The sequence below is a fragment of the Micrococcus sp. KRD070 genome (assembly GCF_017168435.1).
Classification (GTDB): Bacteria; Actinomycetota; Actinomycetes; order Actinomycetales; family Micrococcaceae; genus Micrococcus; species Micrococcus luteus.
In genome coordinates this window covers 37,548-62,033 of record NZ_JABFNH010000012.1, presented here as the reverse complement: position 1 = coordinate 62,033, position 24,486 = coordinate 37,548, and the positions used below count along the sequence as shown (strand labels likewise).

14 protein-coding genes and 1 tRNA gene are annotated in these 24,486 nt (G+C 75.4%); 6 read left to right on the top strand and 9 right to left on the bottom strand.

The features are described 5' to 3' along the window. The first annotated feature begins 261 nt into the window (after positions 1–261). From J1M38_RS04205 to J1M38_RS04195, 3 genes are all read left to right on the top strand, one after another. Positions 262–2,394 carry a TPM domain-containing protein gene (locus J1M38_RS04205; RefSeq protein WP_036314365.1) on the top strand — a complete coding sequence of 711 codons (2,133 nt, stop codon included), beginning with the start codon at positions 262–264 and terminating at the stop codon, positions 2,392–2,394. Between the two features lie 116 nt (positions 2,395–2,510). Next, positions 2,511–3,329 carry a PspA/IM30 family protein gene (locus J1M38_RS04200; protein WP_002854906.1) on the top strand — a complete coding sequence of 273 codons (819 nt, stop codon included), beginning with the start codon at positions 2,511–2,513 and terminating at the stop codon, positions 3,327–3,329. 179 nt (positions 3,330–3,508) lie between these two features. Then, positions 3,509–4,909 carry a sodium/glutamate symporter gene (locus tag J1M38_RS04195; protein ID WP_036314362.1) on the top strand — a complete coding sequence of 467 codons (1,401 nt, stop codon included), beginning with the start codon at positions 3,509–3,511 and terminating at the stop codon, positions 4,907–4,909. 125 nt (positions 4,910–5,034) lie between these two features. On the opposite strand, the gene J1M38_RS04190 is transcribed toward J1M38_RS04195, so the two are convergent. From J1M38_RS04190 to J1M38_RS04180, 3 genes are all read right to left on the bottom strand, one after another. Then, positions 5,035–5,108 (bottom strand) — tRNA-Met (locus tag J1M38_RS04190). A 176-nt stretch (positions 5,109–5,284) separates the two neighbouring features. After that, positions 5,285–8,428 carry a UPF0182 family protein gene (locus J1M38_RS04185; protein ID WP_036314360.1) on the bottom strand — a complete coding sequence of 1,048 codons (3,144 nt, stop codon included), beginning with the start codon at positions 8,426–8,428 and terminating at the stop codon, positions 5,285–5,287. A 110-nt stretch (positions 8,429–8,538) separates the two neighbouring features. Continuing rightward, positions 8,539–9,609, bottom strand: coding sequence for a PDZ domain-containing protein (locus J1M38_RS04180; RefSeq protein ID WP_233437066.1), 1,071 nt, complete (start codon positions 9,607–9,609; stop codon positions 8,539–8,541). A gap of 196 nt (positions 9,610–9,805) precedes the next feature. Here J1M38_RS04180 and J1M38_RS04175 point away from each other — a divergent pair, with 196 nt between their 5' ends. Further along, positions 9,806–11,206, top strand: a complete 1,401-nt coding sequence (locus J1M38_RS04175) for a zinc-dependent metalloprotease (RefSeq protein ID WP_036314356.1) — start codon at positions 9,806–9,808, stop codon at positions 11,204–11,206. Positions 11,207–11,270: 64 nt separating this feature from the next. Here the strand turns inward: J1M38_RS04175 and J1M38_RS04170 are convergent, their stop codons facing one another. Then, entirely contained in the window at positions 11,271–11,930 is a 660-nt protein-coding gene (locus tag J1M38_RS04170) for a M48 family metallopeptidase (protein WP_206501177.1), read from the bottom strand. A 97-nt stretch (positions 11,931–12,027) separates the two neighbouring features. Here J1M38_RS04170 and J1M38_RS04165 point away from each other — a divergent pair, with 97 nt between their 5' ends. Beyond that, a complete protein-coding gene (locus tag J1M38_RS04165; protein WP_036314352.1) occupies positions 12,028–12,756 on the top strand; it encodes a ThiF family adenylyltransferase in 729 nt (242 codons plus the stop codon). A gap of 41 nt (positions 12,757–12,797) precedes the next feature. Here J1M38_RS04165 and J1M38_RS04160 read toward each other — a convergent pair whose 3' ends face one another. Together J1M38_RS04160 and nudC are read right to left on the bottom strand one after the other, a co-directional pair. Next, positions 12,798–14,927: an ATP-dependent DNA helicase UvrD2 gene (locus J1M38_RS04160; RefSeq protein ID WP_161788042.1), complete on the bottom strand. Its 2,130-nt coding sequence runs from the start codon at positions 14,925–14,927 to the stop codon at positions 12,798–12,800. Between the two features lie 15 nt (positions 14,928–14,942). Beyond that, a complete protein-coding gene (gene nudC / locus J1M38_RS04155) occupies positions 14,943–15,932 on the bottom strand; it encodes an NAD(+) diphosphatase (protein ID WP_206481968.1) in 990 nt (329 codons plus the stop codon). A gap of 72 nt (positions 15,933–16,004) precedes the next feature. Here nudC and J1M38_RS04150 point away from each other — a divergent pair, with 72 nt between their 5' ends. Continuing rightward, the gene (locus J1M38_RS04150; protein ID WP_036314344.1) at positions 16,005–17,111 is read left to right on the top strand and encodes a phosphotransferase; all 1,107 of its coding nucleotides are present in this window, start codon (positions 16,005–16,007) and stop codon (positions 17,109–17,111) included. Here J1M38_RS04150 and J1M38_RS04145 read toward each other — a convergent pair. Genes J1M38_RS04145 through J1M38_RS04135 form a run of 3 tightly spaced genes read right to left on the bottom strand, consistent with a single transcriptional unit; the run spans position 17,086 to position 24,445 of the window. Further along, positions 17,086–20,610 (bottom strand): ATP-dependent DNA helicase, encoded by a 3,525-nt coding sequence (locus J1M38_RS04145; RefSeq protein ID WP_161788044.1) that lies wholly within the window; start codon positions 20,608–20,610, stop codon positions 17,086–17,088. The two genes, J1M38_RS04150 and J1M38_RS04145, sit on opposite strands and share 26 nt — an antisense overlap. Further along, complete coding sequence (locus J1M38_RS04140) at positions 20,598–24,038, bottom strand: ATP-dependent DNA helicase (RefSeq protein ID WP_135101129.1); 3,441 nt, start codon at positions 24,036–24,038, stop codon at positions 20,598–20,600. The genes J1M38_RS04145 and J1M38_RS04140 overlap by 13 nt, the downstream gene beginning before the upstream one ends. After that, entirely contained in the window at positions 24,035–24,445 is a 411-nt protein-coding gene (locus J1M38_RS04135; protein ID WP_036314337.1) for an MGMT family protein, read from the bottom strand. Before J1M38_RS04135 ends, J1M38_RS04140 begins: the two co-directional genes overlap by 4 nt. Positions 24,446–24,486 lie beyond the last annotated feature (41 nt).

The following is a 24,486-nucleotide window of genomic DNA, read 5'->3' as shown; positions in this document are numbered from 1 at the left end:
GGTCCACGGGGTCCTCGCTTCGGGTCGGGCCCCGGGCGGTCGACACAGACGCCCGTCGTCTTGCGGACGCGCGCCCCGGGGCACGTCCACGCTAGCGTGCATGACTGAACGCCGCCTAGAGGCCGAACATCCGCTCCTCCCACGGTCCCGGCCGCGCCGGATCTCTGGTGTCCGCTTCCCACGCCGCCTTACACTCAACCCCAGGATCCGGCGGGTCCGCCCGGTGCGGCGGCTCGCCTCCGTCGTCGAAGGAGACCCCGCATGACCGTGCCCGCCCGCCCCGCCGACGTCGGCCGTCTGGCGCGCGCCGTGACCGCCGCGGGTCTGGGAGGCCTGGGCCTCCTGGTGGCGGCACCCGCCGCGCACGCCGTGACGGTGCCGCCGGGCGTGTACGTGGTGGACGAGGCCGGGGTGCTCTCGACCTCCGATGAGCAGCGGCTGACCCAGGAGATCCAGGACCTGCGCCGGGACACCGGGCAGGGGCTGTACGTCGTCTACGTGGATGAGTTCAGCACGGACGCCCAGACGCTGGCCCAGGACGTGGCGCGCCAGCGCGGGCTCGGAACGAACGACTCGGTCCTGGCGATCGCGGTCGAGGACCGCGCCTATGGGCTGGACAGCGGCGGGGACGCGAACCTGCAGAACCAGGTGACGCGCACCTACGTGGGTCCGGAGCTGTCCAGGATCGGCACGGACCCCGGCTCGGCGGACTGGCTCGCGGCGGGCACCGCTGCGGTGCAGGGGCTCGACGACGCCGCCGACGGCACGCTCGACGGCAGGGGGGCCAGCGGGGCCGAGTACGATCCGGCCGGTGCCCTGCCGGCCGGCACCACCGGCGGCGGGAGCACGGCCCAGGGCGCCTCCGGCGGCGGGGCCCTGACGGCGGTGCTCGGCGCGGGCGCGGTGGCCGCGGCCGTGGGCGGCGGCGTGCTCGTGGCCCGCAGCCGGAAGCGCACGCAGGGCGGCGCGGTCGAACGGGGCCGCACGGAGGAGGTCCGCCGCGACCCCCTCGACGAGCTCAGCGTGGAGCAGCTGCGCACTCAGGCGGGCTCCAAGCTCGTGGCGGCGGACGACGCCATCCGTTCCTCGGAGCAGGAGCTGGGCTTCGCTGAGGCGTCCTACGGGGAGAAGTCCGTGGCGACGTTCCGCGAGGACATCGACCAGGCCAAGGAGCACATGCGGGCCTCGTTCCAGCTTCAGCACCAGCTCGACGACGAGATCCCGGACACCGAGGCCGAGCAGCGCGCCTGGCTCAAGGAGATCATCCAGCGCAGCGAGGCCGTGGGCGCGGCCCTCGCGGCGCACAAGGAGGAGTTCGACTCCCTGCGCGACCTCGAGAACCAGGTGCCCGAGGCCCTCGAGCGCGTCGATGCCCGCCTGCCCGAGGCGCGGTCCCGGGTGCAGGAGTCCGAGTCGGCGATCGCCGCGCTGCACGGCCAGTACGCGGAGTCCGCCCTCGCCGAGGTCGCGGACAACGCGGCGCAGGCCCGGGAGCGGCTGGAGTTCGTGGAGACCGCCGTCGCGAAGTCGCGGAGCGCGTGGGACGCCCAGGACCGCTCCACGGCGGCGCTGGCCGTGCGTGCCGCCGAGGAGGCGCTCAGCCAGGTGGACACGCTCACGGAGGCGGTGGGCAAGGCCGAGGGGTCCCTGCGGGCCATGCTGGGCAACCTGCAGACGGGCCTCGCCCAGTCCGAGCAGGACGTCGCCGAGGCCGAGGCGCTCGTGGCCAACGGGTCGAACCCCGAGCTGGCCGGCCCGGTGGCGGGGATGAAGAACGCCGTGAACGCGGTGCGCCGAGCCCTCGCGGCCGGCCGCCCGGACCCCCTGGAGCTGCTGCACCAGCTCGAGGCCGCGCACCGCCAGCTCAACACCCCGCTGGCCGGCGTCCGCGACGCTCGGGAGCAGGCGCGCCAGGCCTCCCAGGTGCTCACCTCCACGATCGCCCAGGCCCAGGCGCAGATCGACGGCACGGCCGACTTCATCGGCGCCCGGCGCGGTGCGGTGGGCTCGGAGGCCCGGACCCGGCTCGCGGAGGCCGACCACACGCTGCGTTCGGCGATCAGCCTCGGCCGCACCGACCCCGTGGCCGCCCTCCAGCAGGCGCAGCGCGCCTCCCAGCTGGCCGAGCGCGCGAGCGAGCTGGCCCGCGCGGACGTCGAGGGCTTCGGCTACGGCCCCGGCATGGTGGGCGGCATGTACGGTGCACGCCCGCGCGCCGGAGTGGGCGGCAGCTTCGGCGGCGGCCTCGGCGGCGCACTGCTCGGCGGCATCCTGATGAACTCGATCCTGAACAGCGGCAGCTGGGGCGGCGGTGGCTTCGGCGGGTTCGACGGCGGCGGCCTCGGCGGCGGCGACTTCGGCGGGTTCGGCGACATCTCCGGCGGCGGCTTCTGACCGCCGCCCCATGAACTCCGGCGCCCCGGGCGCCGGCCCGGCCCGCACGCGCGGGACGGGGTGGACGCAGGCCGACGGTCTGCGCTGACGTGAAAGACCGACGAAAGGCAGACACCATGGTCAAGCAGTCCATCTTCGGCCGCATCAGCACGCTGGCGAAGGCCAACATCAACGCGATGCTGGACAAGGCCGAGGACCCCCAGAAGATGCTGGACCAGATGGTCCGCGACTACACGAACAACATCGCGGAGGCCGAGGCCGCCGTCGCCCAGACGATCGGCAACCTGCGGATGATCGAGGACGACTACCGCGAGGACCAGGACGCGTCCCGCAGCTGGGGCCAGAAGGCGCTGGCCGCCTCCCAGAAGGCCGACGACTTCCGCACCAAGGGCGACACCGCCTCGGCGGACAAGTTCGACAACCTCGCCAAGGTGGCCATCGAGCGCCAGATGGACTTCGAGCGCCAGGCGAAGTCCGCGGAGCCGACCATCGCCTCGCAGCGCGAGATCGTGGAGCGCCTGAAGACCGGTCTGGACCAGATGAAGGTCAAGCGTCAGCAGCTGGTCGCCAAGCGCGACGAGCTGACCGCCCGCGCCAAGTCCGCCCACGCCCAGTCCGCGGTGGCCGACGCCGTGAAGTCGATCGACCTGCTGGACCCGACCTCCGAGGTCTCCCGCTTCGAAGAGAAGGTCCGTCGCGAGGAGGCCCGCGTGCGCGGCCAGCAGGAGATCGCCGCCTCCTCCCTCGACGCCCAGTTCGAGTCCCTCGAGGACCTCGGCGAGAAGACCGAGGTGGAGGCCCGCCTCGCCGCCCTCAAGGCCGGCGGCGCCGGCCAGGCCGCCCTCACCTCGGGCGACGTCGACGCCGATGAGACCCTGACCCTCGACTACGCGGCCGAGGGGACCGCCGAGGAGACCGGCACCGCGCGCGGCTGACCCCGCCCCTCCCCACGGCCCGTCGCCCGGCCCACGCCGGCGCGGCGGGCCGTCCTCGTGCGCCCCGGCCCGGTGCCCCTCCCGGACGCGCCCCGGCCCCCGCGCTCCTTTGGTACTGTCCCGGGGTCCCTCGGCACGCTCCGTGGGACACCCCCGTCCCCGCACAGAGGAAGAACCCCATGCAAGAGCAGTTCACGGCCTGGTCCGTGCTGGTCGACGCCGGCCTCATCGGCGCGCTCCTGGCCGTGGGCACGCTGGCCCGTGCCGTCATCACGCCCCTCCAGACCCTGATGATCCCGGCCTCCGTCATCGCGGGCATCCTGGGCCTGGCCCTCGGCCCGAACGGCCTGGGCTGGCTGCCGTTCAGCCCCCAGCTGGGCACGTACGGCTCGATCCTGATCGTCATCGTGTTCGTGTGCATCGCGCTCACCGACGACTTCGACGTCCGCAAGATCGGCCGCCCCGTGGGCGCGTTCGCGTCCTACGGCGTGCTGATCTACTCCTCCCAGGTGGCCATCGGCGCCCTCGTCACGCTGGTCCTCCTGCAGCCGCTGTTCGACGCGCCCGACTCGTTCGCCGCCCTGCTGTTCGCCGGCTGGGCGGGAGGCTTCGGCTCCGCGGCCGCCGTGGGCCAGGCGTACGCGGCCAACGGTGATGCGACCGTCACCTCGCTGGCCTACACCTCGGCCACCGTCGGCATGATCGTCGGCGTGGTGGGTGGCATCATCCAGGCCAAGATCGGCGCGCAGCGCGGCCACGCGCGGGAGTTCGCGGGCCTGACCTCCATCCCGGAGGAGCTGCGCACCGGGGTGCTGAACCAGGTGGAGGAACGCCCGGTCATCGGCCGGCACACCTTCTCGGCGGCCTCGGTGGAGTCGCTGGCCTTCCAGGTCGGCGTGGTCGCGATGATCGCGGCGGCCGCGCACGGCGTGGTCTCCTGGATCACGGCCGTGTGGCCGAGCGTCGTGGGTGAGGACGGTCCCCAGCTGATCATCCCCGCGTTCGCGATCGCGTTCCTCCTCGGCCTGATCGCCCGCGTCCTGTTCCAGGCCACGAAGACGGCGAAGTTCCTCGACCCGGGCTCGCTGAACTCGGTGTCCGGCACCGCCACGGACATCCTCATCGTCTGTGGCATCGCCGCGATCGCCCCGACCGTGGTCGTGGACTACTGGCAGCCGCTGCTGCTCCTGTTCGTGATCGGCCTCGCGCTGGCCCTGTTCCTGGGGATCGTCGTGGCGCCGCGCGTCATGACCGACGCGTGGTTCGAGAAGCAGCTGTTCACGTGGGGCTGGGCCACCGGCGCCGTCGCCACGGGCGTGGCCATGCTGCGCATCGTGGACCCGAAGCTGAAGTCCGGGACCATGGAGCAGTTCGGCGTGGCCTACATCCCGGTGGTGCCCGTGGAGATCGCGGCCGTGTCCTTCGTGCCGCTGCTGCTCATCGCGGGCCTGTCCTGGGCCGTGGTCGGCATCTGGGGCGCCATCGCGATCATCGCGATCATCGCTGCCGTCTGGCTGCGCCGCACCGATCCGGGCCGCCGCACCCCGGCCCAGCAGGCGGTCCGGGCCTCGAGCCGCTGACGCTCCCCCACCGATCGCCCGAGGGCGGTCAGCTCGCCCGCCGGCACCGTGCCGGCGGGCCGGGGCGACCGGGCCCGGGCATGCGAGAAGGCCCCCAGCAGATGCTGGGGGCCTTCTCCTTCTCGTTGCGGGGGCAGGATTTGAACCTGCGACCTCCGGGTTATGAGCCCGGCGAGCTACCGAACTGCTCCACCCCGCGGCGACTTCTAGAACTATACACACCCGTCCCGTCGAGTTCAAATCGGCGTCAGCGTCCCGCCATCCGGCGGCCATGCGGCGGCCACTTGCCCCGAGACGGCGGCGGCCCCGACCACGCGCGGTGCGTGGCCGGGGCCGCCGTCGACGGTCCGGCGGGCCCGGCCCGCCGGCGCCGGCTCAGCCGCTCGGCGTCGGGCTGGGGCTCGACGACGGCGCGGGGCTCGCCTCGGCCGGGGCCTGGTCCTGGGCGGGCGCGTCGCCGCCCAGGGCGTCGTCGGCGGCGGTGGCACGCTTCAGGGCCTCGTTGAGACGCTTCTGCTGCTCGCCGTAGCCGGCCCAGTCGCCCTCGGCCAGACGCTCCTGGCCCTGGGTCAGGGCGTCCTGCGCCTCCTCGAGGGCCGCCGAGAGCTCCTCCTCGACCGTGCCCGGAGCCGACGGCTCCTCGCCCGGTGCGGGCGCCTCCGCCTGGTTCTCCTCCGGGGTGACCGCGCCCGAGTCGCCGTCGAACACCTGGTCCAGGGCCTCCTGGAGGGTGTCCGCGAAGCCGACCTTGTCGCCGAACGAGACGAGCACCTTGCGCAGCGTCGGGTAGGTGGTGCCGCCCGAGGAGCGGACGTACACCGGCTGGACGTAGAGGATGCCGCCGGCCACCGGCAGAGTGATCATGTTGCCGTTGAGCACCTCGGACGCGCCCTGGCGCAGCAGGTTCAGCTCCCGCGAGACGTCCGCGTTCGAGTCGAAGTTCGCCTGCGCCTGGCCAGGGCCGGGCACCGTGGTGGACCGCGGCAGCTCGAGCAGTCGGAGCTTCCCGTAGCCCTCGGCCTTCACGCCGTCCTCCCCCGAGCCGGCGTCGCCGGTGGCGGAGAGGAAACCGTAGAGCACGTTGCGCTGCTGGGCACCGTCCGTGATCTGGGGGATGTAGCTGCTGGTGAGGGAGAACGCCGGCTCGTCCTGGCCGGGCATCTGCAGCGTCATGTAGTACGGCGGCTGCTTGACGTCCTCCTCGCGCGTGGGGTCCGACGGCACGGACCACGCGTCGTTGTTCTCGTAGAAGTCGTCCGCATCGGTCACGTGGTAGCGGCCGAGCAGCTCGCGCTGGACCTTGAACATGTCCTCCGGGTAGCGGACGTGGTCCATGAGTCCGGCGCTCATCTCCGAGTACGGGCGCAGCGAGGACGGGTACACGTTCTGCCAGGCCCGCAGCAGCGGATCCTGGTCGTCCCACGCGTAGAGGGACACCGAGCCGTCGTACGCGTCCACCGTCGCCTTCACCGAGTTGCGGATGTAGTTCACCCGGCCCTGGAGCGCCGGGTTCTGGCCCTGGCTCAGGGAGTCCACCGTGACCTCGCCCAGCTGCTGGGCGGTGGAGTACGGGAACTGGTCCGAGGTCGTGTAGGCGTCCACGATCCACTGCACGCGGCCGTCGACGATCGCCGGGTAGGGGGCGGTGTCCACCGTCAGGTAGGGCGCGACCTTGCGGACGCGCTCGGCCGGGTCGCGGTCGTAGAGGATCTGCGAGGCCTCGTTCACGTCCGAGGACAGCACCAGCTCGGGCGAGCCGAACTTCACCGCGTACGCGAGCCGGTTGAACAGGTTGCCCACCGAGGGGCCACCGTCGCCGGAGAAGGTGTACGCCGTGTCCTCCTGGGAGTCGGCCGTCTGCGGCCGGTCGCGTTCGACGGCCGGCGCGCCCTCGGGCGCACCCACCACCGAGTACGAGGGCGAGTTGTGCCCGAAGTAGATGCGCGGCTCGTAGTCCTGGTCGGAGGCCAGCGGCCCGCGCGTCGGGATCTCGGAGAGCAGCCACTGGGGCCGGCCGCCGGCCGCGACCTCGGAGGCGTCGGCCACGACCATGCCGTAGCCGTGCGTGTAGATGGTGTGGCGGTTCACCCACGACTGGGAGTCGTCCACGTTGACGTCACGGGCCGCCAGGATGGTGTCCCGCGTCTGGCCGTCCACCTCGTAGCGGTCCACGTGCAGGGTGGTGGGGAACGCGTAGTACGGACGGAACTGCTGGAGCTGCCCGAAGGTCTGGGAGATCAGGTTCGGGTCCATGAGACGGACGTTGGCCGTGTTGGCCTCCTCGCCCGCCAGGGCCCCGGCCTCGGTGTCCGTGGCGCCCTCATAGTTCGTCACCTCGACGTCGTCCAGGCCGTACGCCTCGCGCGTCATGGCGATGTTCCGCTCGATGTACTGGGACTCGAGCGTGCGCTCGGACGGCTTCACCTGGTACTCCTGCACGATGAAGGGGTACGCCGTGCCCACCACGAGCGCCGTGATGACCAGGACCGCGGTGCCGATCAGCGACAGCCGCCACCGGCCCGAGACCACCGTCCACACGAACAGGCCGGCCACGATCACGGCCGTGACCGCCAGGATCGCCGACGTCGGGATGACCGCGTTCACGTCCGTGTAGAGCGCGCCGGCCCAGTTGCCGGTCTGCGACTGCGTGGTGCGGTAGCGGTTGAGCCAGAAGTTGACGCCCTGCAGCAGCAGGAACACGGCCAGGGTGATGCCGATGTGGGCGCGCGCCGCCGGGGTGATCCGCACGCCGCCGCCCTCCTCCACGCGCACCGCGCCGTACAGGTAGTGCACCAGAAGACCGGTGATGCCGGAGACCAGGACCACCGAGATCAGGTACCCGACCACGAGCGTCAGGAACGGCAGGGTGGCCATGAAGAACATGAGGTCCAGGCCGAACTCCGGGTCCGCCTGGCCGTAAGGCACCTGGTTCAGGAACAGCAGGACCGTGTTCCACCCGTTCATCGCGGTGGAGCCGGCGAACACGCCGAGCACGAGCGGGACACCCAGGAACACCAGGCGCCGGATGGGTTCCAGCTGGCGCTGGGCCTGGCTGAGCGAGTCCCGCGCGGCCGCGGACGCGTCCGCGGGGCGGTGGCGCCAGGCCGTGCGGATCGCCAGCCACACGGCGAGGGCCATCCCGAGCCCGGCGATCAGGAACAGCGCGGCCTTGGCGACGACCTCGGTCCAGAAGACCTCGGTGAAGCCCAGCTGCGAGAACCACAGCACGTCCGTGTAGACGTTCGTGAACACCACGAACAGCCCCGCGAGCACGGCCACCGCGATGATGGTCAGCACGAGCGCGCTCGGCCGGCCCGGCCGGCCCCTGCCGCGCGCGGCGGAGGACCCGCCCCCGCCGAACGGGCCACCAGGACCGCGGTCGCCGTCGTCGCCCGGGCCGCGCGGGGCGCCGCCGAAGGGGCCGAACGCCCCGAACGGGCCGGACTGTCCCCCGGCGGTCCCGCCGCCGTCACGGGGCGGGCCGCCGAACGGTCCGCCGCCTCCCTGTCCGAAGCTCACTGCTCTGTCCTCTTCCCTCCCGCGTCCGCGGGGCTCTGCTCCGGTCCGGGGCGCTGCGCCCCGGACATGTCGTCCGGTCTGGTGGTCTGGTGGTCCTGGTGTGCGTCGGCTCAGCCGCACGTCCGGGCGGCGGCCGGGCTCTCCCCCCGGGCCACCGCCTCGACGATGTCGCGGGCCTGGCCCAGCGTGTCCACGGGGTACACCGTCAGACCCTCGGGCACACGGCCGGCCAGCTCCTCGCAGTTCGCCGTGGGGGCGAGGAACGTCGTGGCCCCCGCCTCGGCGGCGCCGCGCACCTTCTGCGGGATCCCGCCGATGGGGCCCACGACGCCGTCCCCCGTGATCGTGCCTGTTCCGGCGATCGGGGCGCCCCCCGTCATCGCCCCCGGGGTGAGCCGCTCGATCACGGTGAGCGCGAACATCAGACCCGCCGAGGGCCCGCCGATGTCCGGCACGGTCAGCTCGACGTCCACCGGGACGTCGTAGGCGGACTCGATCAGGGCCCCCATCTGCCACGGCTGGGGTGCGCCCTCGGGGGCGGCCGCCACGGGCACCTCGAGGTCCTGCTCCACGCCGTCCCGGCGGACCGTCAGCGTGACCGGGTCGGGCCCCGCGGCCCCGACGGCGGCGCGCACGGCCTCCAGGTCGGCCACGGGCCGTCCCTCGGCGGCGATCACCTCGTCCCCGGCCCGCAGGACGCCCTCGGCGGGCCCGCCGGGCACGAGCTGCTGCACGACGAGCCGCTGGGGCACCTCGCGTCCGAGCTCGTGCAGGGCCGCGGCGGTCGCGGTCTGCTGGGAGTCCGACATGGCCGCCGAATTGGCCTCGCCGACCTCGTCGGAGGTGACGCCGGTGGGATACATCAGCTCGCGCGGGGCCACGTCCACGGCGGGGTCCGTCAGGCCGCGGCCGAGATCGAGCAGGGAGGTGGTGCCGATGGGAGGACCCCCGACCATCACGGTGGTCATGTGCAGGGTCCCCTCACCCGGGTCCGCCTCGCCGCCCTCGACGCGCAGCACGGGTCGACCCTCGCGTTCGCCCAGCAGGTCCACGGCGGGGCCGGGGCCCTCGAGGATGTAGGGGGTGGGGGCCAGCAGTGCCAGCCCGGCGCTGCCCAGGGCGAGCCATCCGGAGAAGGGCACGCGGGCGGCGCGGGTGGTCCTCGAGGGCACTGCGCGCACGCGACACCGTCTTTCCTGGGGGTCCTGATCGGGCCGTCCTCGCCGCCGGGCACGGGCCGCGCGGCGACGGTCACACCAGTCTACGCGGGGCCGCGACCCCCGCCTGCCCCGCGCGACGCCGTGCGCCATGGGCGAACCGCGCCGCCGCGACGTCGGGAGGGCGGGCGCGTCGCGCCGACGCGGATACGCTGGAGACATGAGCAACGACGCGCGCACGCCCGGATCCGACGACGGCCGCGACCCCCTGGAGGAGATGCTGCGGCAGCTCTTCGGCGGCCAGGGCCCCGACCCGGACGAAGTCCGACGCGCCATGGAGGGCCTGGGCGGCCCCGGCGGGGTGCCCTTCGACCCGTCCCAGCTGAATCCGGCCATGATGCAGCAGGCCATGGCCCAGTTCCAGGCGATGATGAGCTCCGGCTCCGGCTCGGACGGCCCCGTGAACTGGTCTCTGGCGAAGCAGGCCGCCCGCCAGGCCGTGGCCGGCGAGGACCCGGCCGTCGGCTCGTTCGCGCGACGCGAGGTGGACGAGGCGCTGCGGCTGGCCGAGCTGTGGCTCGACGGCGTCACGCAGACCGAGCCCGTCGGCAGCGTCGGCGTGGCCTGGTCCCGTGCCGAGTGGGTGGAGGCGACCATGGACCAGTGGCGCCGGCTCACCGAGCCCGTGGCCATCTCGATGTCCCGTGCGATGTCCGCGGCCATCGAGCAGCAGCTGCCGGGTCAGCTCCCCGAGGGCATGGACGCCTCCCTGCTCGGCGGGCTGCAGCCCATGCTGAAGAACATGGGCGGCACGATGTTCGGCCTGCAGCTCGGCGGCGCCGTGGGTGCCCTGGGCAAGGAGGTGCTCTCGGGCACGGACATCGGCCTGCCCGTCGCCGGCCACCGCCTCGCCCTCGTCCCCGTGAACATCGAGGAGTTCGGCGACGGGCTCTCGGTGCCGGACGACCAGATCCGCATCTACCTGGCCCTGCGCGAGGCCGCACGCATGCGCCTGTTCCTGCACTCGCCGTGGCTCGAGCGGGACCTGTACGCCGCCGTCGAGCAGTACGCCGCGGGCATCCGCCTGGACACCGAGGGCATCGAGCGGGCCGCGCAGTCGGTGGACCCGATGGACCCCGGTTCCCTGCAGGCTGTGTTCGACGGGGCGTCCTTCATCGCCGCCCCGGACGCCACCCAGCAGGCCGCGCTGGACCAGCTGGAGCTGCTCGTCGCACTCGTGGAGGGCTGGGTGGACGTGGTGGTCGCCGAGGCCGCGCGCCCGCTCGAGTCGGCGGCCGCCCTGCGCGAGACGATGAACCGCCGTCGCGCCTCGGGTGGCCCGGCCGAACAGGCCTTCGCCGCCCTCGTGGGCCTCGAGCTGCGCCCGCGCCGCCTGCGCGAGGCCGCCGCGTTCTGGGAGTACGTCACGGCCGAGCACGGCACGGAGTACCGCGAGGAGATCTGGCGCCATCCCGAGCGTCAGCCCACGGCGGAGGACCTCGAGGACCCCGCCGGGTACGCCGGGCGCCGCTCCGCCGCGGACGCCAGCACCGAGTCCCTCGACGACGAGCTGCGCAAGCTCCTCGAGGGCGGCTTCGGCGACGCGCCGCGCGAGGGCTGAGCCCCTCCCGGCACGACGACGGCGGGCGGTCCGGCACCTCGGGTGCGGGCCACCCGCCGTCGTGTCAGCCGGCGTCCTCGTCCTCCGCCCACCGGTCCGGCGCCGTGCGACCGCGGCCCTCGGCGAAGGTGACCCCCTCGAGGAAGGCCATCGCCTCGGCGTAGCGCGGATACCGGTCCACGAGGCGTCGGAAGGCCGGGCCGTGTCCGGACTCCAGCAGGTGGGCAAGCTCGTGGACGAGCACCGCCGCCACCACCCAGTCCGGCATGCCGCGCAGCTGCGTCGAGAGCCGGATGGTGCCGCGCGCCGGCGTGCACGAGCCCCAGCGGCGGCGCTGCCGGGCCGACCACGTGACCGAGACCGGACGGGCCCGCCCGCCCAGGTGCGCCGCCGAGAGCCGTCCCGCCCAGGCCAGGAGCGCGTCGTCGGAGCGAGCGTCGGCGGGGCCGCCGTCCGGGTCGGCCGCCGGCTGCCCCGTCCCGCCGCGTGCGCCCACCTTCGCGACCATCCGGCCGATCCACTCGCGCTCCTGCGCGGCCGAGAGCCGGGCCGGGACGTTGACCTGCAGGCGGCCGTCGCGCCACGCCGCCGAGACGGTGCGGGTGCGGGCCGTGGAGCGCACGAGCCGCACGGGCGTGCCCTCCCAGTCCAGATGGATGCTCTCGCGGGCGGGACCGCGGTGGGCGGCCGGGACGGGGCCGGGGGCGGGCGGGACAGGGCGCATCCGGCCATTGTCCGGCATGGGCCGCAGGCTGTGGACAATCCGGCGCGGTCCGGGAGTGCCCTGGCAGGGTGGGAGGCACCGAGCCGAGAGGAGAGCCGTGCGCACCGTCGCCGAGACCGTCACCACCGTCCCTCATGACGCCGCCGCGTCCGCGCTGGAGCCGGGGGCGTGGGCCCCGCCGACCGACGTCCATGTGGCGGGCCTCGACGCGGTGGGCGCGGCGATCGCCCACGCACTCGCGGGGGCCGGGGCGCTGCGCCTGGCCCTGTGGGATCCGCGGCCCGTCGACGCCGCGGACCTGGGGACCGGCCTGCTGCCCGGGGACCTCGGTCGGCCCCGGGCGGGCGCGCTCGAGCGCCGGCTGGGCGATGTGGCCCCCGGGCTGCGCCTCTACGCGCACCACGGCCCGGTGCCGGTGCTCGTGGGGCAGGCGACGGTGGCGGTGGGGTCCGTGCTCGACGCGGACCTGGCCGCGCACGCCCTGGCCGCCGACCACCCGCTGCTGCCGGTCACGGTGGGGCCGAGAGCGATCACGGTCGGACCGTGGTGCGCCCCCGGGGTGCGCGGGTGCCCGCTGTGCCGATGGCCCGCGGACCCGGCGGGCGTCCCCGGTGTCCCGACGGCGCCCGGCCCGTCGGCGCACCGGGGACAGGTGGACGGGCTCGCGGCGCTGCGGGCCGCCGTGCTGACGGTGGACGCCCTGCGGACCGGGCCGGCCCCCGGCGTGCTGCGGGCCGATCGCGTGACGGGACGCACGCGCCGGGTGAAGGTCCGCCCCCGGCCCGGCTGCGCCTGCGACCCGGATGCGCTCGGCTGGGCGTTCTGACGGGGCGGCGCCGCCGGCGGAACGGGGTGCGGGCCAGCGACTCAGGCCGTCGGGGTGCCGTGCAGCAGCTCGAGCAGCTCCGGTCCGTGCTTCTCCAGCTTGGCCTTGCCGAGGCCGGGCACCTTCAGGAGCTCTGCCGGGGTCCTCGGCATGGCCTCGGCGATGGCCACGAGGGTGGCGTCCGTGAACACCACGAACGCGGGCATCCGCATCTCGGCGGCCGTGCGGGTGCGCCAGTCGCGCAGCTCCTCGAGCACGGCCTCGTCGTAGGTGGCGGGGCAGTCCAGGCAGCGGCCGACCTTGCGCTCCGCTCCCGTCTCGAGGGGCTTGCCGCATGTGCGGCACACGGCGACCTTCGCGCCCCGGCGCCGCGGCGCCGTCGGGCCGTCCGCGGATCCGCGGGCCGGGGCGTGCTCGCGGGTGCCGCCGAGGGTCGGGTCGATGGCCCACAGGAACCGGGAGGGCCGCCGGGTGGAGCGCCCGCCCGTGCCCCGCGAGAGCGTCCACGTCAGCGACAGGTGCTGGCGGGCACGCGTGATCCCCACGTAGAGCAGGCGCCGTTCCTCGTCCACCTCGGCCTGGGTCTCCGCGAAGGAGATCGGCATGAGCCCCTCGGACAGGCCCACGAGGAACACCGCGTCCCACTCGAGGCCCTTGGCGGAGTGCAGCGAGGCCAGGGTGATGCCCTGCACCGTCGGCGCGTGCTGGTGCTGGGCGCGCTCGTCGAGCTCGGCCACGAGCTCGGTCAGCGTGAACTCGGCCCCGCGCGTCGTGGCGAGCTGGTCGGCGAGGTTGACGAGGGCGTGCAGGGACTCCCACCGTTCACGGGCCGCGCCGGTGGCCGACGGCGGTTCGGCGGAGTAGCCGAGCGAGGAGAGCACGTCCCGCACCCGGTCCGTGACGTCGTCGCCCGTCAGGTCCTGGGCCGCGCGGGCGGCGGCCCGCAGCTGCAGGATGCCGTCGCGCACCTCGCGCCGGGAGAAGAACCGCTCGCCGCCGCGCAGCTGGTAGCCGATGCCCGCTGAGGACAGCGCCGTCTCGAAGGCCTGGGACTGGCCGTTGGTGCGGAACAGGACGGCGATCTCGGAGGCGGGCACGCCATCGTCGATCAGCGCCGCGATCCGGTCGGCGACCCAGCCGGCCTCGGCCTCGTCGTCGGTGCACTCCGCGAACACGAGGTCGGGGCCGGCCGGCCGCTGGGAGACGAGCTCGAGGGGGTCGGGCCAGCGCGGCATCGTGCGGTCCCGCTCCCCCGCCTTGGTGCGGTCCGCCAGCAGGCGGTTGGCCGCCTCCACGATCTGCGGGCTGGACCGGTAGTCGCGCACGAGCCGGACCACCGTGGCCGCGGGGTACCGCTCATGGAAGTCGGTGAGGAAGCGGGAGGTCGCGCCCGTGAACGAGTAGATCGTCTGGGAGGCGTCGCCGACGACGCACAGGTCGCCGCGGTCGCCGAGCCAGAGGTCGAGCAGGCGGTGCTGCAGCGGCGAGACGTCCTGGTACTCGTCCACCACGAACACCCGGTACTGGTCCCGGATCGTGGCCGCGATCTGCGGCTCGGTGGACAGGATCCCCACGAGGATCAGCAGCACGTCCTCGAAGTCGATCATGTTCCGGGCCGTCTTGGCCTCCTCGTAGCCCGTGTAGAGACGGGCGACGGTGGTGGCGGTCCAGCCGGCGGGCATCTCCCGCTCCTTCGCGGCCTCCGCGTAGCCCTCGGGGGCGTGCAGGGAGACCTTGGCCCATTCGATCTCGCCGGCGAGGTCGCGCAGGCCGGCCCGGTCCACGGTCATGCGCATGCGCTGGGCGACCTCCGTGAGCAGGCGCACCTTGTTCTCGATCAGCGAGGGCATGGGCCCGCCCACGGCCTGGGGCCAGAAGTACTGCAGCTGGCGCAGGGCCGCCGAGTGGAACGTGCGGGCCTGGACGCCGGCCACGCCGAGGTCGCGCAGGCGGGTGCGCATCTCCGCGGCGGCGCGCGCCGTGAAGGTCAGGGCGAGGGTGCGGTGCGGGTCGAAGACGCCGGAGGCCACGCCGTAGGCGATGCGGTGCGTGATGGCGCGGGTCTTGCCGGTGCCGGCGCCGGCCAGGATGCAGACGGGCCCGTGCAGGGCCGTGGCGGCCCGGCGCTGCTCCGGGTCGAGGCCGCGGAGGATCTCGTCGGGAGTGCTCATGCGGGACGAGTCCTCCTAGGTGATCAGGGTCTGCGCATCGGGCAGCATCCCACCGTACCAATCCTCGATGAGCGCCCGCGCGATGGACACGGCCCCGGGCAGGGTGACGTCGCTCTCGCGGGCCAGATGCGCGAGCTCCTTCCGCTCGAACCAGCGCACGGAGAGGATCTCCTCGCCGTCCGGAACCGGCTCGACGCCGGCCGGGGCCAGGGCGGTGAACCCGAGCATGAGCGAGCGCGGGAACGGCCACGGCTGGGAGCCGCGGTAGCGCGGGTGCGTCACCGTGATCCCGGACTCCTCCGCGATCTCCCGGACCACCGCGTGCTCCAGGGACTCCCCCGGCTCCACGAACCCGGCCAGGCAGGAGTACAGCCCCTCGGGCCACGCCGCGTTGCGGCCCAACAGGATCCGCCCGGCCGGGTCGATGACGGCCACGATCACCGCCGGGTCCGTGCGCGGGAACTGCTCCCGGGAGCAGTCGCGGCAGCGACGCACCCAGCCGGCCGCCTCGACGTCCGTGACGCCGCCGCAGAACGCGCAGAAGCGGTGGGTGGCGTGCCAGTTGGCGTTCGCGACGGCGGCCACGAACAGCCCGGTGTCCGCGTCGCTGAGGGCGGCGGCCGCATCGCGGAGGCCGACCCACACGGCGTCGGCGAGCGCGGCGGCCGCGTCCTCGGGCAGGGCCGCCGGCGGCTCGACGGCGACGGAGACCACCTCGCGCTCCCGCCCGTGCGGGCCCCGGTCCGCCGCGGTGCCGCGGCCCAGATACGCGGCCTCGGCCGGCACGGGACCGGAGGGCGCGGTGAAGACGAGCCGGCCGTCCGCGACGGGTGCGCGGCCGCCCTGCAGCCACAGGACCTCCGTCCCCTCGCGCGCCCAGGACGCCGCCAGGTGGCCCGGGTCGAGGCGGGCCACGGCACCGCGGTCCAGCTCCTCGCGGGCCAGCGGCAGGGCCAGGGGTGGTGCGGCGGTGGGGTCGGACGACGACGGGGGGCAGGAGGCCATGCGTCCAGGCTAGCGACCCGTCTCCGGTGCGCCCGACGACGGGGGAGGGCGTTCCGCGCCTAGGCTGGAGGGGTGGATCGTCAGCCCCTTCGTCTCGCAGCCCTGGCCGCCGCGGCCGTCCCCGGCCTCGCCCCCGTCTCCGCGGAGGCGAGCCCGGACGACCCCGCGGACTTCTCGACCGCCGTCGTCGTGGACGGTGAGGGCCAGCGGTGGCGGGTCCGCTCGCCCCGCACCCCGGAGGCGGGCATCCGTCTCGAGACGGAGCTGCAGGTGCTGGCGGGCCTGACCCCGGCGGTGCGCGCCGGCCTGCCGTTCCGCACGCCCTCCGTGGCGGGCGCGGTGCGGCTCGAGGGGCTGCGCACCTTCGTCTATCAGGACATGCCCGGGCGTCCCGTCACCCTGGATGAGCTGGCCCGGCTCGGCGAGCCCGCGGTGCAGGACGTGGGCCGTGTGCTGGCCGCGATCCACACGCTGCCCTCGGATGTCGTGGACCACGCGGACCTGCCCTCCTACACGGCGGAGCAGATCCGGCAGCGTCACCTCCACGCCCTCGACCAGGCGGCCACCTCCGGCCGCGTGCCGCCCCTGCTGCTGCGCCGCTGGGAGGAGGCCATGGAGGAGGAGGCCCTGTGGCGGTTCACCCCGGTGCCTGTGCACGGTGACCTGCACGAGGACAACCTGCTACTCGAGCGCGGCCGCGTGGTGGGCGTGACGGGCTGGACGGACCTGCACGTGGGCGACCCGGCCGGCGACGTCGCCTGGCTGGCCGCCGCCACGGACCCGGACCTGGCCGACCGCGTCCTCGACGCCTACGCGGCCCGGCGGGCCGACGCGGGGGCCGCCGACGACGGCGACGCCCACCTGATGCGCCGTGCGGCGCTGCTCGCCGAGTTCGCCCTCGCCCAGTGGCTCACGCGGGGCCTGGACCGGCACGACGCGGGGATGGTCGCCGAGGCGGAGGCCATGCTGGCCGAGCTCGAGGGCGACGTGCGCGCCGCGCAGGAGGCGGCCGCGCGCCAGGCGGAGGCCGACGCGGCCGCCGACGCCGCCGAGGACGCCCGGGATGCGGCGGAGGACGCCCGGGAGGCCGCGGCCGCGAGGACCGCGGACCCGGAGACGGGCCCGCTGCCCGCCGTCGAGGTGGTGCGGCCGATCAACGGCGGGCCAGGGCGTCCGTGATGTGACGCTCGAGCTCCTCCTCCCCCGGCAGGTCCGGGAAGGAGCGCTCCTGCCCGTGGGCCACGTACACGAAGCTGGCCCCGATCCGTTCCAGCGGGATCCCGTGCAGCCGTGACCAGGCGAGCCGGTAGACGGCCAGCTGCAGCGACTTGAGCTCGAGGTCGCGGCCCCGCGGCACGGCGCCGGTCTTCCAGTCGACGAGCTCCCAGTCGGCCTCGGGGTCGAAGGGCAGGCGGGGGTCGCCGCCGGAGCGGTAGATCGCGTCGACCCGGCCCCGCAGTGTGATCCCGCCGACCGTCGTCTCGACCGGGGCCTCGACGAAGGCCGGGGTGCGCTCCGCCCAGCGCGAGGAGCGGAACCACTCCTGCATCGGGCCGAGGTCGAGGGCCTCGTCGACCCACAGGTCCGCGGCGTCCTCGGCCGAGTCGATGTCCAGCATGCCGGTGGCCCCGAAGCGCTCCTCGAGCCACGCGTGGAACGCCGTGCCGCGCCGCGCCGCGTGCGCGGGCGGCCGGGGCAGGGGCCGGCGCAGCTGCTCGGCCACGGCCTGCGGGTCGGCGGCGAGCTCGCCGTAGAGGGACACGGAGACGTGCTCGGGCAGGGCGGTCTCCCCGCCCGTCCCGGCGACGTCCCGGCGGCGCAGCAGCACCCAGTCCACCTGGCGGGCCAGCTCCGGGTCGTCCCCGAGCGCCGCCGGGTCCGCGGCGTGCACGGCCGCGGCGGCCGCCTCCACCCCGTGCCGGCGGGCCCGGGAGCGGCGCGGCAGCGGCTGCCAGCGTTCCTCGTCCTCGGGGTCCTCCGGGTCGGCGACGAAGGCCTCCGGGCCGTCGAGCGGGTCGAAGGGCCAGCGGGCGACCAGCGTCCGGCCCGCGGCGGGGTTGGCCTCGGGCAGGTCGTCCTCGGCCGGGGCGGGGCCGAGCGCGACGCCGGGCACCTCCCCCGCCAGACCGGCCACCTCCTCGAGGAAGGCCGAGGCCGGCAGGGGCTCCTTGTTGACTCCCTTGAACAGGGAGGTGCTCAGCCACAGGGCGGATCGCGCGCGCGTGTACGCGACGTAGGCCAGGCGCCGCTCCTCGCGCTCGGCGTGGGCGGCCACGGCCACGGCATAGGGGTCCGGGTTGCCCTCCTGGGCCGCCTTCGAGCTGTATCCGGTGCCGGCCGACTGGACCCAGTCCCGCTGGTCCTGCGCCCACGAGCCGTCCCACTGCGGCAGCGACGCGCGGTCCCCGCGCAGGGGCCACGGCAGCGCGCCGGCCCGGGGGCTGGTCCAGCGGTCCGCCCGCGTGGAGGGGAACGTGCCCTCCTGCAGGCCGGGGACCGCGACGACGTCCCACTCGAGCCCCTTCGAGGCGTGCGCGGTGAGCACCTGGACCAGGCCGGGGGTGGGCTCGGCGTTCTCGACGCCGAGGCCGTCCTCGTGCTCGAGGACGGACTCCGTCCAGGCCAGGAACGCCGTCAGGTCCGTCGCCGTGGTGCCGGCGCCGAAGTCGCGGGCCGCGTCCTGGAACGCGTTCAGGTGCCGCCGGGCCGCGGCCGCGGAGACGCCGGGCCGCAGGGCCACCTCGACGTCCAGCCCCGTCTCACGGATCACCTCCGCGATGAGGTCGGCCGGGTCCTCCCCGGTGCGCGTAGAGAGCCGGCGCAGCTCGGCGTTGACGGCCCTCAGTCGGGCCAGGCCCTCGGGTGAGAAGCCGCGGCCGCGCGAGCCGACCCAGTCCGTCCCCTCCCCGGGCAGGGAGTCGAGGGCCTCCAGCAGGGCGGCGGCGTCGGCGTCCTCCTCGGGGCTCACGTCCCGGGCCGGGTCCGGGGCGTCCCCGGCGGGGTCCTCCCGCCCACCGCCGGCCCGCCGGGCCCGCAGCCGCGAGACGAACCGGGCGCGCTCCTGCAGCACCTCGAGGTCGGCCACGCCGATGCGCCAGCGCGGGCCGGTGAGCAGGCGGACGAGCTGGTCGCTGCGCGTGGGGTCGGCCAGCACGTGGAGGACGGCGAGCACCTCGGCGACCTCCGGCAGCGCCAGCAGCCCGGAGAGCCCGAGCACCTCGTAGGGCAGGCCGGCGGCGTCGAGCGCGTCCAGCACGGGGCCGAACTGGGCGCGGGTGCGGCACAGGACGGCGCGGCTCGGGGTGGCCCCCCCGGGCCCGGACCCGGTGAGGGCGCCGAGGCGGGCGACGACGTCGGCGGCCTCCTCCTCCGCGGTGACGAACCGGTCCACCCGGACGACGCCCTCCCCCGCGCCCGGCCGGGGCCGCAGGGTGCGCACCTCCACCGGCGCGCCGCCCGTCGCGGCGGCGTGGGCGTTCAGCGGTGCGGCGACGGCGTTGGCGACCGCCAGGATCGACTCCTCGTTGCGCCACGCGATCGTCAGGTGCGAGACGTCCGCGTTCACGCGCCGCGGGGCGCCGCCGGGGCCGGTCTCCAGTCGGGGGAAGGCGTGCGGGAAGGCGAAGAGCTGCCCGGCGGAGGCGCCGCGGAAGCCGTAGATCGACTGGTGGGGGTCACCCACCGCGGTGACGCAGTGCCCCAACCCGGGCGCGTCGTCCTCGGGGCCGCGCGGGCCGAACAGCCCGGCGAAGATCCGCATCTGGGCGTGGGAGGTGTCCTGGAACTCGTCCAGCAGCACCACGGGGAATCGCGCGCGCTCCTGCTCGCCGGCCGCCGGCACCTCGACGGCGATGCGCGCCGCGTGGCGCAGCAGGTCGCCGAAGTCCATGACGTCCTGCTCGCGCTTGACCTCGTCGTAGCGGGCCACGAGGTCCGCCATGAGGGCGCGGTCCGCCAGGCCGGTCAGGAACTCCTGGATCTCCTTCGAGGGGGTCTTGGCGCGCGGGGGCAGCGGCAGGGCGCTCCCCTGCTCGGCCAGCCGGGCGAGGAACCCGCGCACCTCGTCCGCGGTCACCAGGTGCTCGGCCATGTCCCCGGCCAGCCGCAACGCCTGCGTGATGAGCCGGGACGGGGCCACGCCGAGGGTGTCCGCGACCACCGGATGCGAACGCACGACGGCGCCCATGAGCCGGTGGGCGTCCGCGCCCCCGAGCAGCCGCGCCTCCGGTTCCACGCCGATCCGCAGACCGTGGTCCCGCACGAGCGCGCCGGCGTAGGAGTGGTACGTGGACACCGAGGCGCGGCCCAGGTCCTCGGGCTCCCCGTCGAAGCCGGGGATCTCGAGGCCGGAGCGCAGCAGGGCGTCCACGCGCCCATTGATCCGCTCGGCGAGCTCACCGGCCGCCTTCCGGGTGAACGTGACGCCGAGGACCTCGTCCGGGCGCACGAGCCCGTTGGCCACGAGCCAGACCACGCGGTCGGCCATGGTGGCGGTCTTGCCGGAGCCGGCGCCGGCCAGCACCAGGCGCGGAGTGAGCGGGGCGGTGACCACCTCGGCCTGCTCCTGCGTGGGCGGGGGCAGCCGCAGCCGCGCCGCGATGTCCTCCGGGGAGTGGACCGCGTCCTCGACGCGCGGACGATCGGTCGGGGCGGCGGGATCGCCGGTCAGCGGGGCCATTCGGTGACCTGCCTTCCTTCGGAGCAGAGCGGACAGACGGAGGGCAGCGCGCACCGACGGGCGCCGGCCTCGTGAAGGGCGAGGAAGCGCGGCCCCGTGGTGCGGCGGGCCGCCGTGAACACCTGCTCGAGCGCCCAGGTGTCCTCGTCCTCGAGGGCCGGCTGGCCCTGCACCTTGGTCTTCTGGGTGCCGGAGCCGAGCTGGACGAGGGCCGCGCCGGCCGGCGTCGCGGGCCGTTCCAGGCCGGCGAGCGCGGCGCGCAGGGCGGGGTCGGTGGCGGGGTCGTCCCGGACCTGCTCCAGACCGCCGGCGCGGACGGCCACCTGGTAGGCGGCCAGCTGGGGCTGGCGCGCCATCTCCGCGCCGGTGGGCGCGCTGCGGCCGGTCTTGAGGTCGGCGATGAAGGGTCGGCCCTGCGCGTCCGCCTCGAGCCGGTCCACGACGCCGGTGATCCGGACGGTGGTCCCGCCCCAGGTCAGGTCCGCGAGGAGCCGCACCTCCTGGGCGACGGGCCGACGCCCGGCCGCCCGGGCGATGCTCCAGTAGCCGATGTAGGCGTCCACCAGGCCGCGGGCCCGGTCGTGCTCGATCTCCGTGATCCAGCCCTCCGGCAGGCCGAGTTCGGGCAGGCGGCGTTCCAGTTCGGCGCGCACGTCCTCGGGCACGCCCTCGGGATGGTGTTCGGCCACCGAGTGCACGAGCGTGCCCACGGACTGGGCGAGGGTCCCTCCCGCGTTCGCGCCGACGTGGTACAGCACCCAGTCCAGCGGATTGCGCAGGGCCGTCTCCACGCGGGAGGGCGAGAGCGCGACGACCTCGTGCTCCGGGTCGACGAGCGCGGCCTCGGTGGACAGCGGCAGCAGGCCCCACCAGCGTCGGGGGTCCGCGACGGTCACGCCGTCCTCGGCGAGGGCCGCCAGGCCGGCGGCCGCCGCCGCCCGGGGTGTCGCCCCGTCGGCCGCGTCCGCCTCGTCCCCGGCCTCCAGGACGCGGCGCAGCCGGCCGACGAGCGCGGGCGCCGTGATCGGGTCGGGGACCGCGGTGAGCCGCCGGACGCCGGCGGCATCGCGCGCCTCGGCGGGCAGCCGTTCGGGCGGGTCCACCAGGTCGAGGAAGTCGGAGGGTCCCTCATCCGGCGCGCGTACGGCCGTGGCGACCACCTGACGCCGTGCCCGGGAGACCGCGGCCGCGAGCATGCGCAGCTCGTCCTGACGCACCTCGCGCAGCCGGGTGCGGTGGTCCGTGGGCCACGGGGCGTCCGCGGGCAGGGTCACGAGGTCCACGAGGTCGGTGGCGCCGAGCAGCTGGCCGCGCAGCCGGGTGTTCGGCCACACGCCCTCCTGCAGGCCCACGACGATCACCGTGTCCCACTCCTGGCCGGCCGCCGCGGCGGGGGTGCGCACATGCACGGCGTCGCCGGACTCGGCCCGGCGGGCCAGGGTGTCCACGGGCAGGTCCTGGGACTCCATGTAGACGGCGAACGACTCGGGCGACGCGCCCGGGAACTGGTCCACGAAGCGCTCGGCCACCTTGAACAGGGCGACGACGGCGTCGAGGTCCGCGTCCGCACGGCGGGACTCGCGGCGGTCGTTCGCGTGCTCGGCGGGCCGCAGCGCGAGCGAACGCCACCGCTCGGCCCGACCGGAGGCGGACCACAGCGCCCACAGCACGGTCTCGGGCGAGGCCGAGGGGGCGCGGGCGGCCTCCAGGCCGTCCCGGAGCATCCAGTGGACGCGACGCAGGGCGCGGTGCCGCTCGTGCTCGGGGCCGGCCAGGCTCGGGTCCAGGAGGGCCGCGGCGAGCAGCGCGTCCGAGGTGCGCCGGCCGCCCCGGCCCCGCTCGGCGGCCAGCAGGTCCTGGCGCAGCCGCCGCACGTGCAGCGCGCTGGCCATCCCGTACCGGCCGGTGAGCAGTCCCACGACCTCGTCCGGGTCGAGCACGTCCTCGACCCGGGCCTCCGGATCCTCCGCGAGCGCCCCCGCCGCGTCCAGCAGGGTGAGCAGGGGCGCGACGGCGGGCTCCTCCTTCAGCACGAGCCCGGCGGCGTCCCGCAGCACGGGGACGCCCTCGGCTTCCAGGTGACGGGCGAGCGCGGCCACACGGGAGCCGGAGCGGGCGACCACGAGGATCCGGTCCAGGGGCACCCCGTCCTCGTGGTGGACCCGCAGCACCCGTTCGAGGACGAGCTGGTCCTCGTGGGCGCGGGTGGGCACGACGTGCGCCCGGACGGCGCCGTCGCCGTTCGCCGGGACGGTCTCGGTGCGGGTCCGTTCGACGCCGGCGGTGCGCTGGCGGACCCGGCGGGCCACGCGCAGGTAGGCGTCCTGGACCTCGGCGCGCATGCGGTGCCCGCGCGTCAGCACCCGGACGCGTCCGTCCGGGGACGCGGGCGGGGCGGCCCCCGGCACGGGGTCGGGGTCGAGGACCCCGGGGTACCGGGCGAGGAGGTCGGGCCGGGCGCCGCGGAAGCCCTCCACGGTGGTGTCCGGCGACGCGGTGAGCAGCACGTCCCGCCCGCGGCCGAGCACGCTGAGCAGGTCGTGCACGGCGGGGGTGGCCTCGTGGAGGTCCTCGACCACGAGCACGGCCAGGCGGTCCCGCTCCTCCGCCACGAACGCCTGCGCCGCGGCGTCGCGCTCGGGGTCCTCCGGATGCCGCTCGGTGAGCACGCGGACGGCGGCGGACAGCAGCCCGGCGGCGTCGAACGCCTCGGCCATGCCCAGGTCGATCCGGTCCCGGTAGTCCTGCAGCAGCACGGCCGCGGCCTCCCACTCGGGGCGCCCGTGGGCGGTGCCGAGCTCCTGCAGGCGGCCCGGCTCGAGGCCGAGCTCACTCATGCGGTCCACGAGCTCGCGGACCTCACGGCGGAATCCCCTCGCCTCCACGGCGGGGGCGACGTCGTCCGGCCAGTCCGGCGCGGCGGCGAGGCCGGCGGCGTAGCCCTCGAGCAGCTCGGCGATGACCGTGTCCTGCTCGGCGCCGGTGAGCAGCCGGGGGGCGACCTCCAGATGCCTCAGCGGTCCCGTGACGCGGGCACGGCGCAGCAGGTCGAACGCATAGGAGGACCAGGTCCGCACGGGGGTGACGGCGCGGGTGCCCCGACCGGCGGCGGCGAGCCGGCGGGTCAGCGCGTCACGCAGCCGCGCCGCCGCATCCCGGCTCGGGGCCAGCAGCAGGAGGGACTCGGGGTCCAGCCCCGCCTCGATCCGGCGGGCCGCGTACTCGACCGCCACGGTGGTGCGCCCCGTGCCGGGGGCGCCCAGCACGAGCACGGCGCCGTGCCCGGGGGCGAGCGAGGCGATCGCCTCCTGCTCGTCCGTGAGCGTGATCCGGTCCTCGGGCGCGGCGGCCGTGCGCACCAGCCGAGCGGCCCGTTCCGGCGCCGCCGCGTCGTCGTCGACGGGGTCCACCCCGTGTTCCCTGGTCATGGCCTCATCCTCGCACCGGGCCCGGACACGATACGGTCGGCGATCGCACGGATCGCCCGCGCGGCGCCGTCGTCGGGCTCCCAGCGGGCCCGGGGCAGGTCCACGCGCCCGGCCGGGGTGCGGGGCATGGCCTCGCGTTCGTGCTCGACGGCGGCCCGCGCGGCCAGCTCCGGAGGCAGCGAGCCGTCGGCCCGGACCACGCGCCACCAGGGCGTGCCGGGGCTCGATTCGGCCATCGCCCGGCCGGCCTGCCGCGGACCGCCGACCCCCAGCAGGCCGGCCAGCCCCCCGTAGCTGACGGCGCGTCCGGGCGGGACCAGACGGGCGAGCGCCTCGAGCCCCTCGCCGAGGGTGAGCGGTCCGTCGTCGCGGTGGCGGGCGCCGGGGAGCACAGGGTGATCGGTCACGACCCCATCCTGTCGTGTCCGCCGCTCCGGGTAGCGTGAGG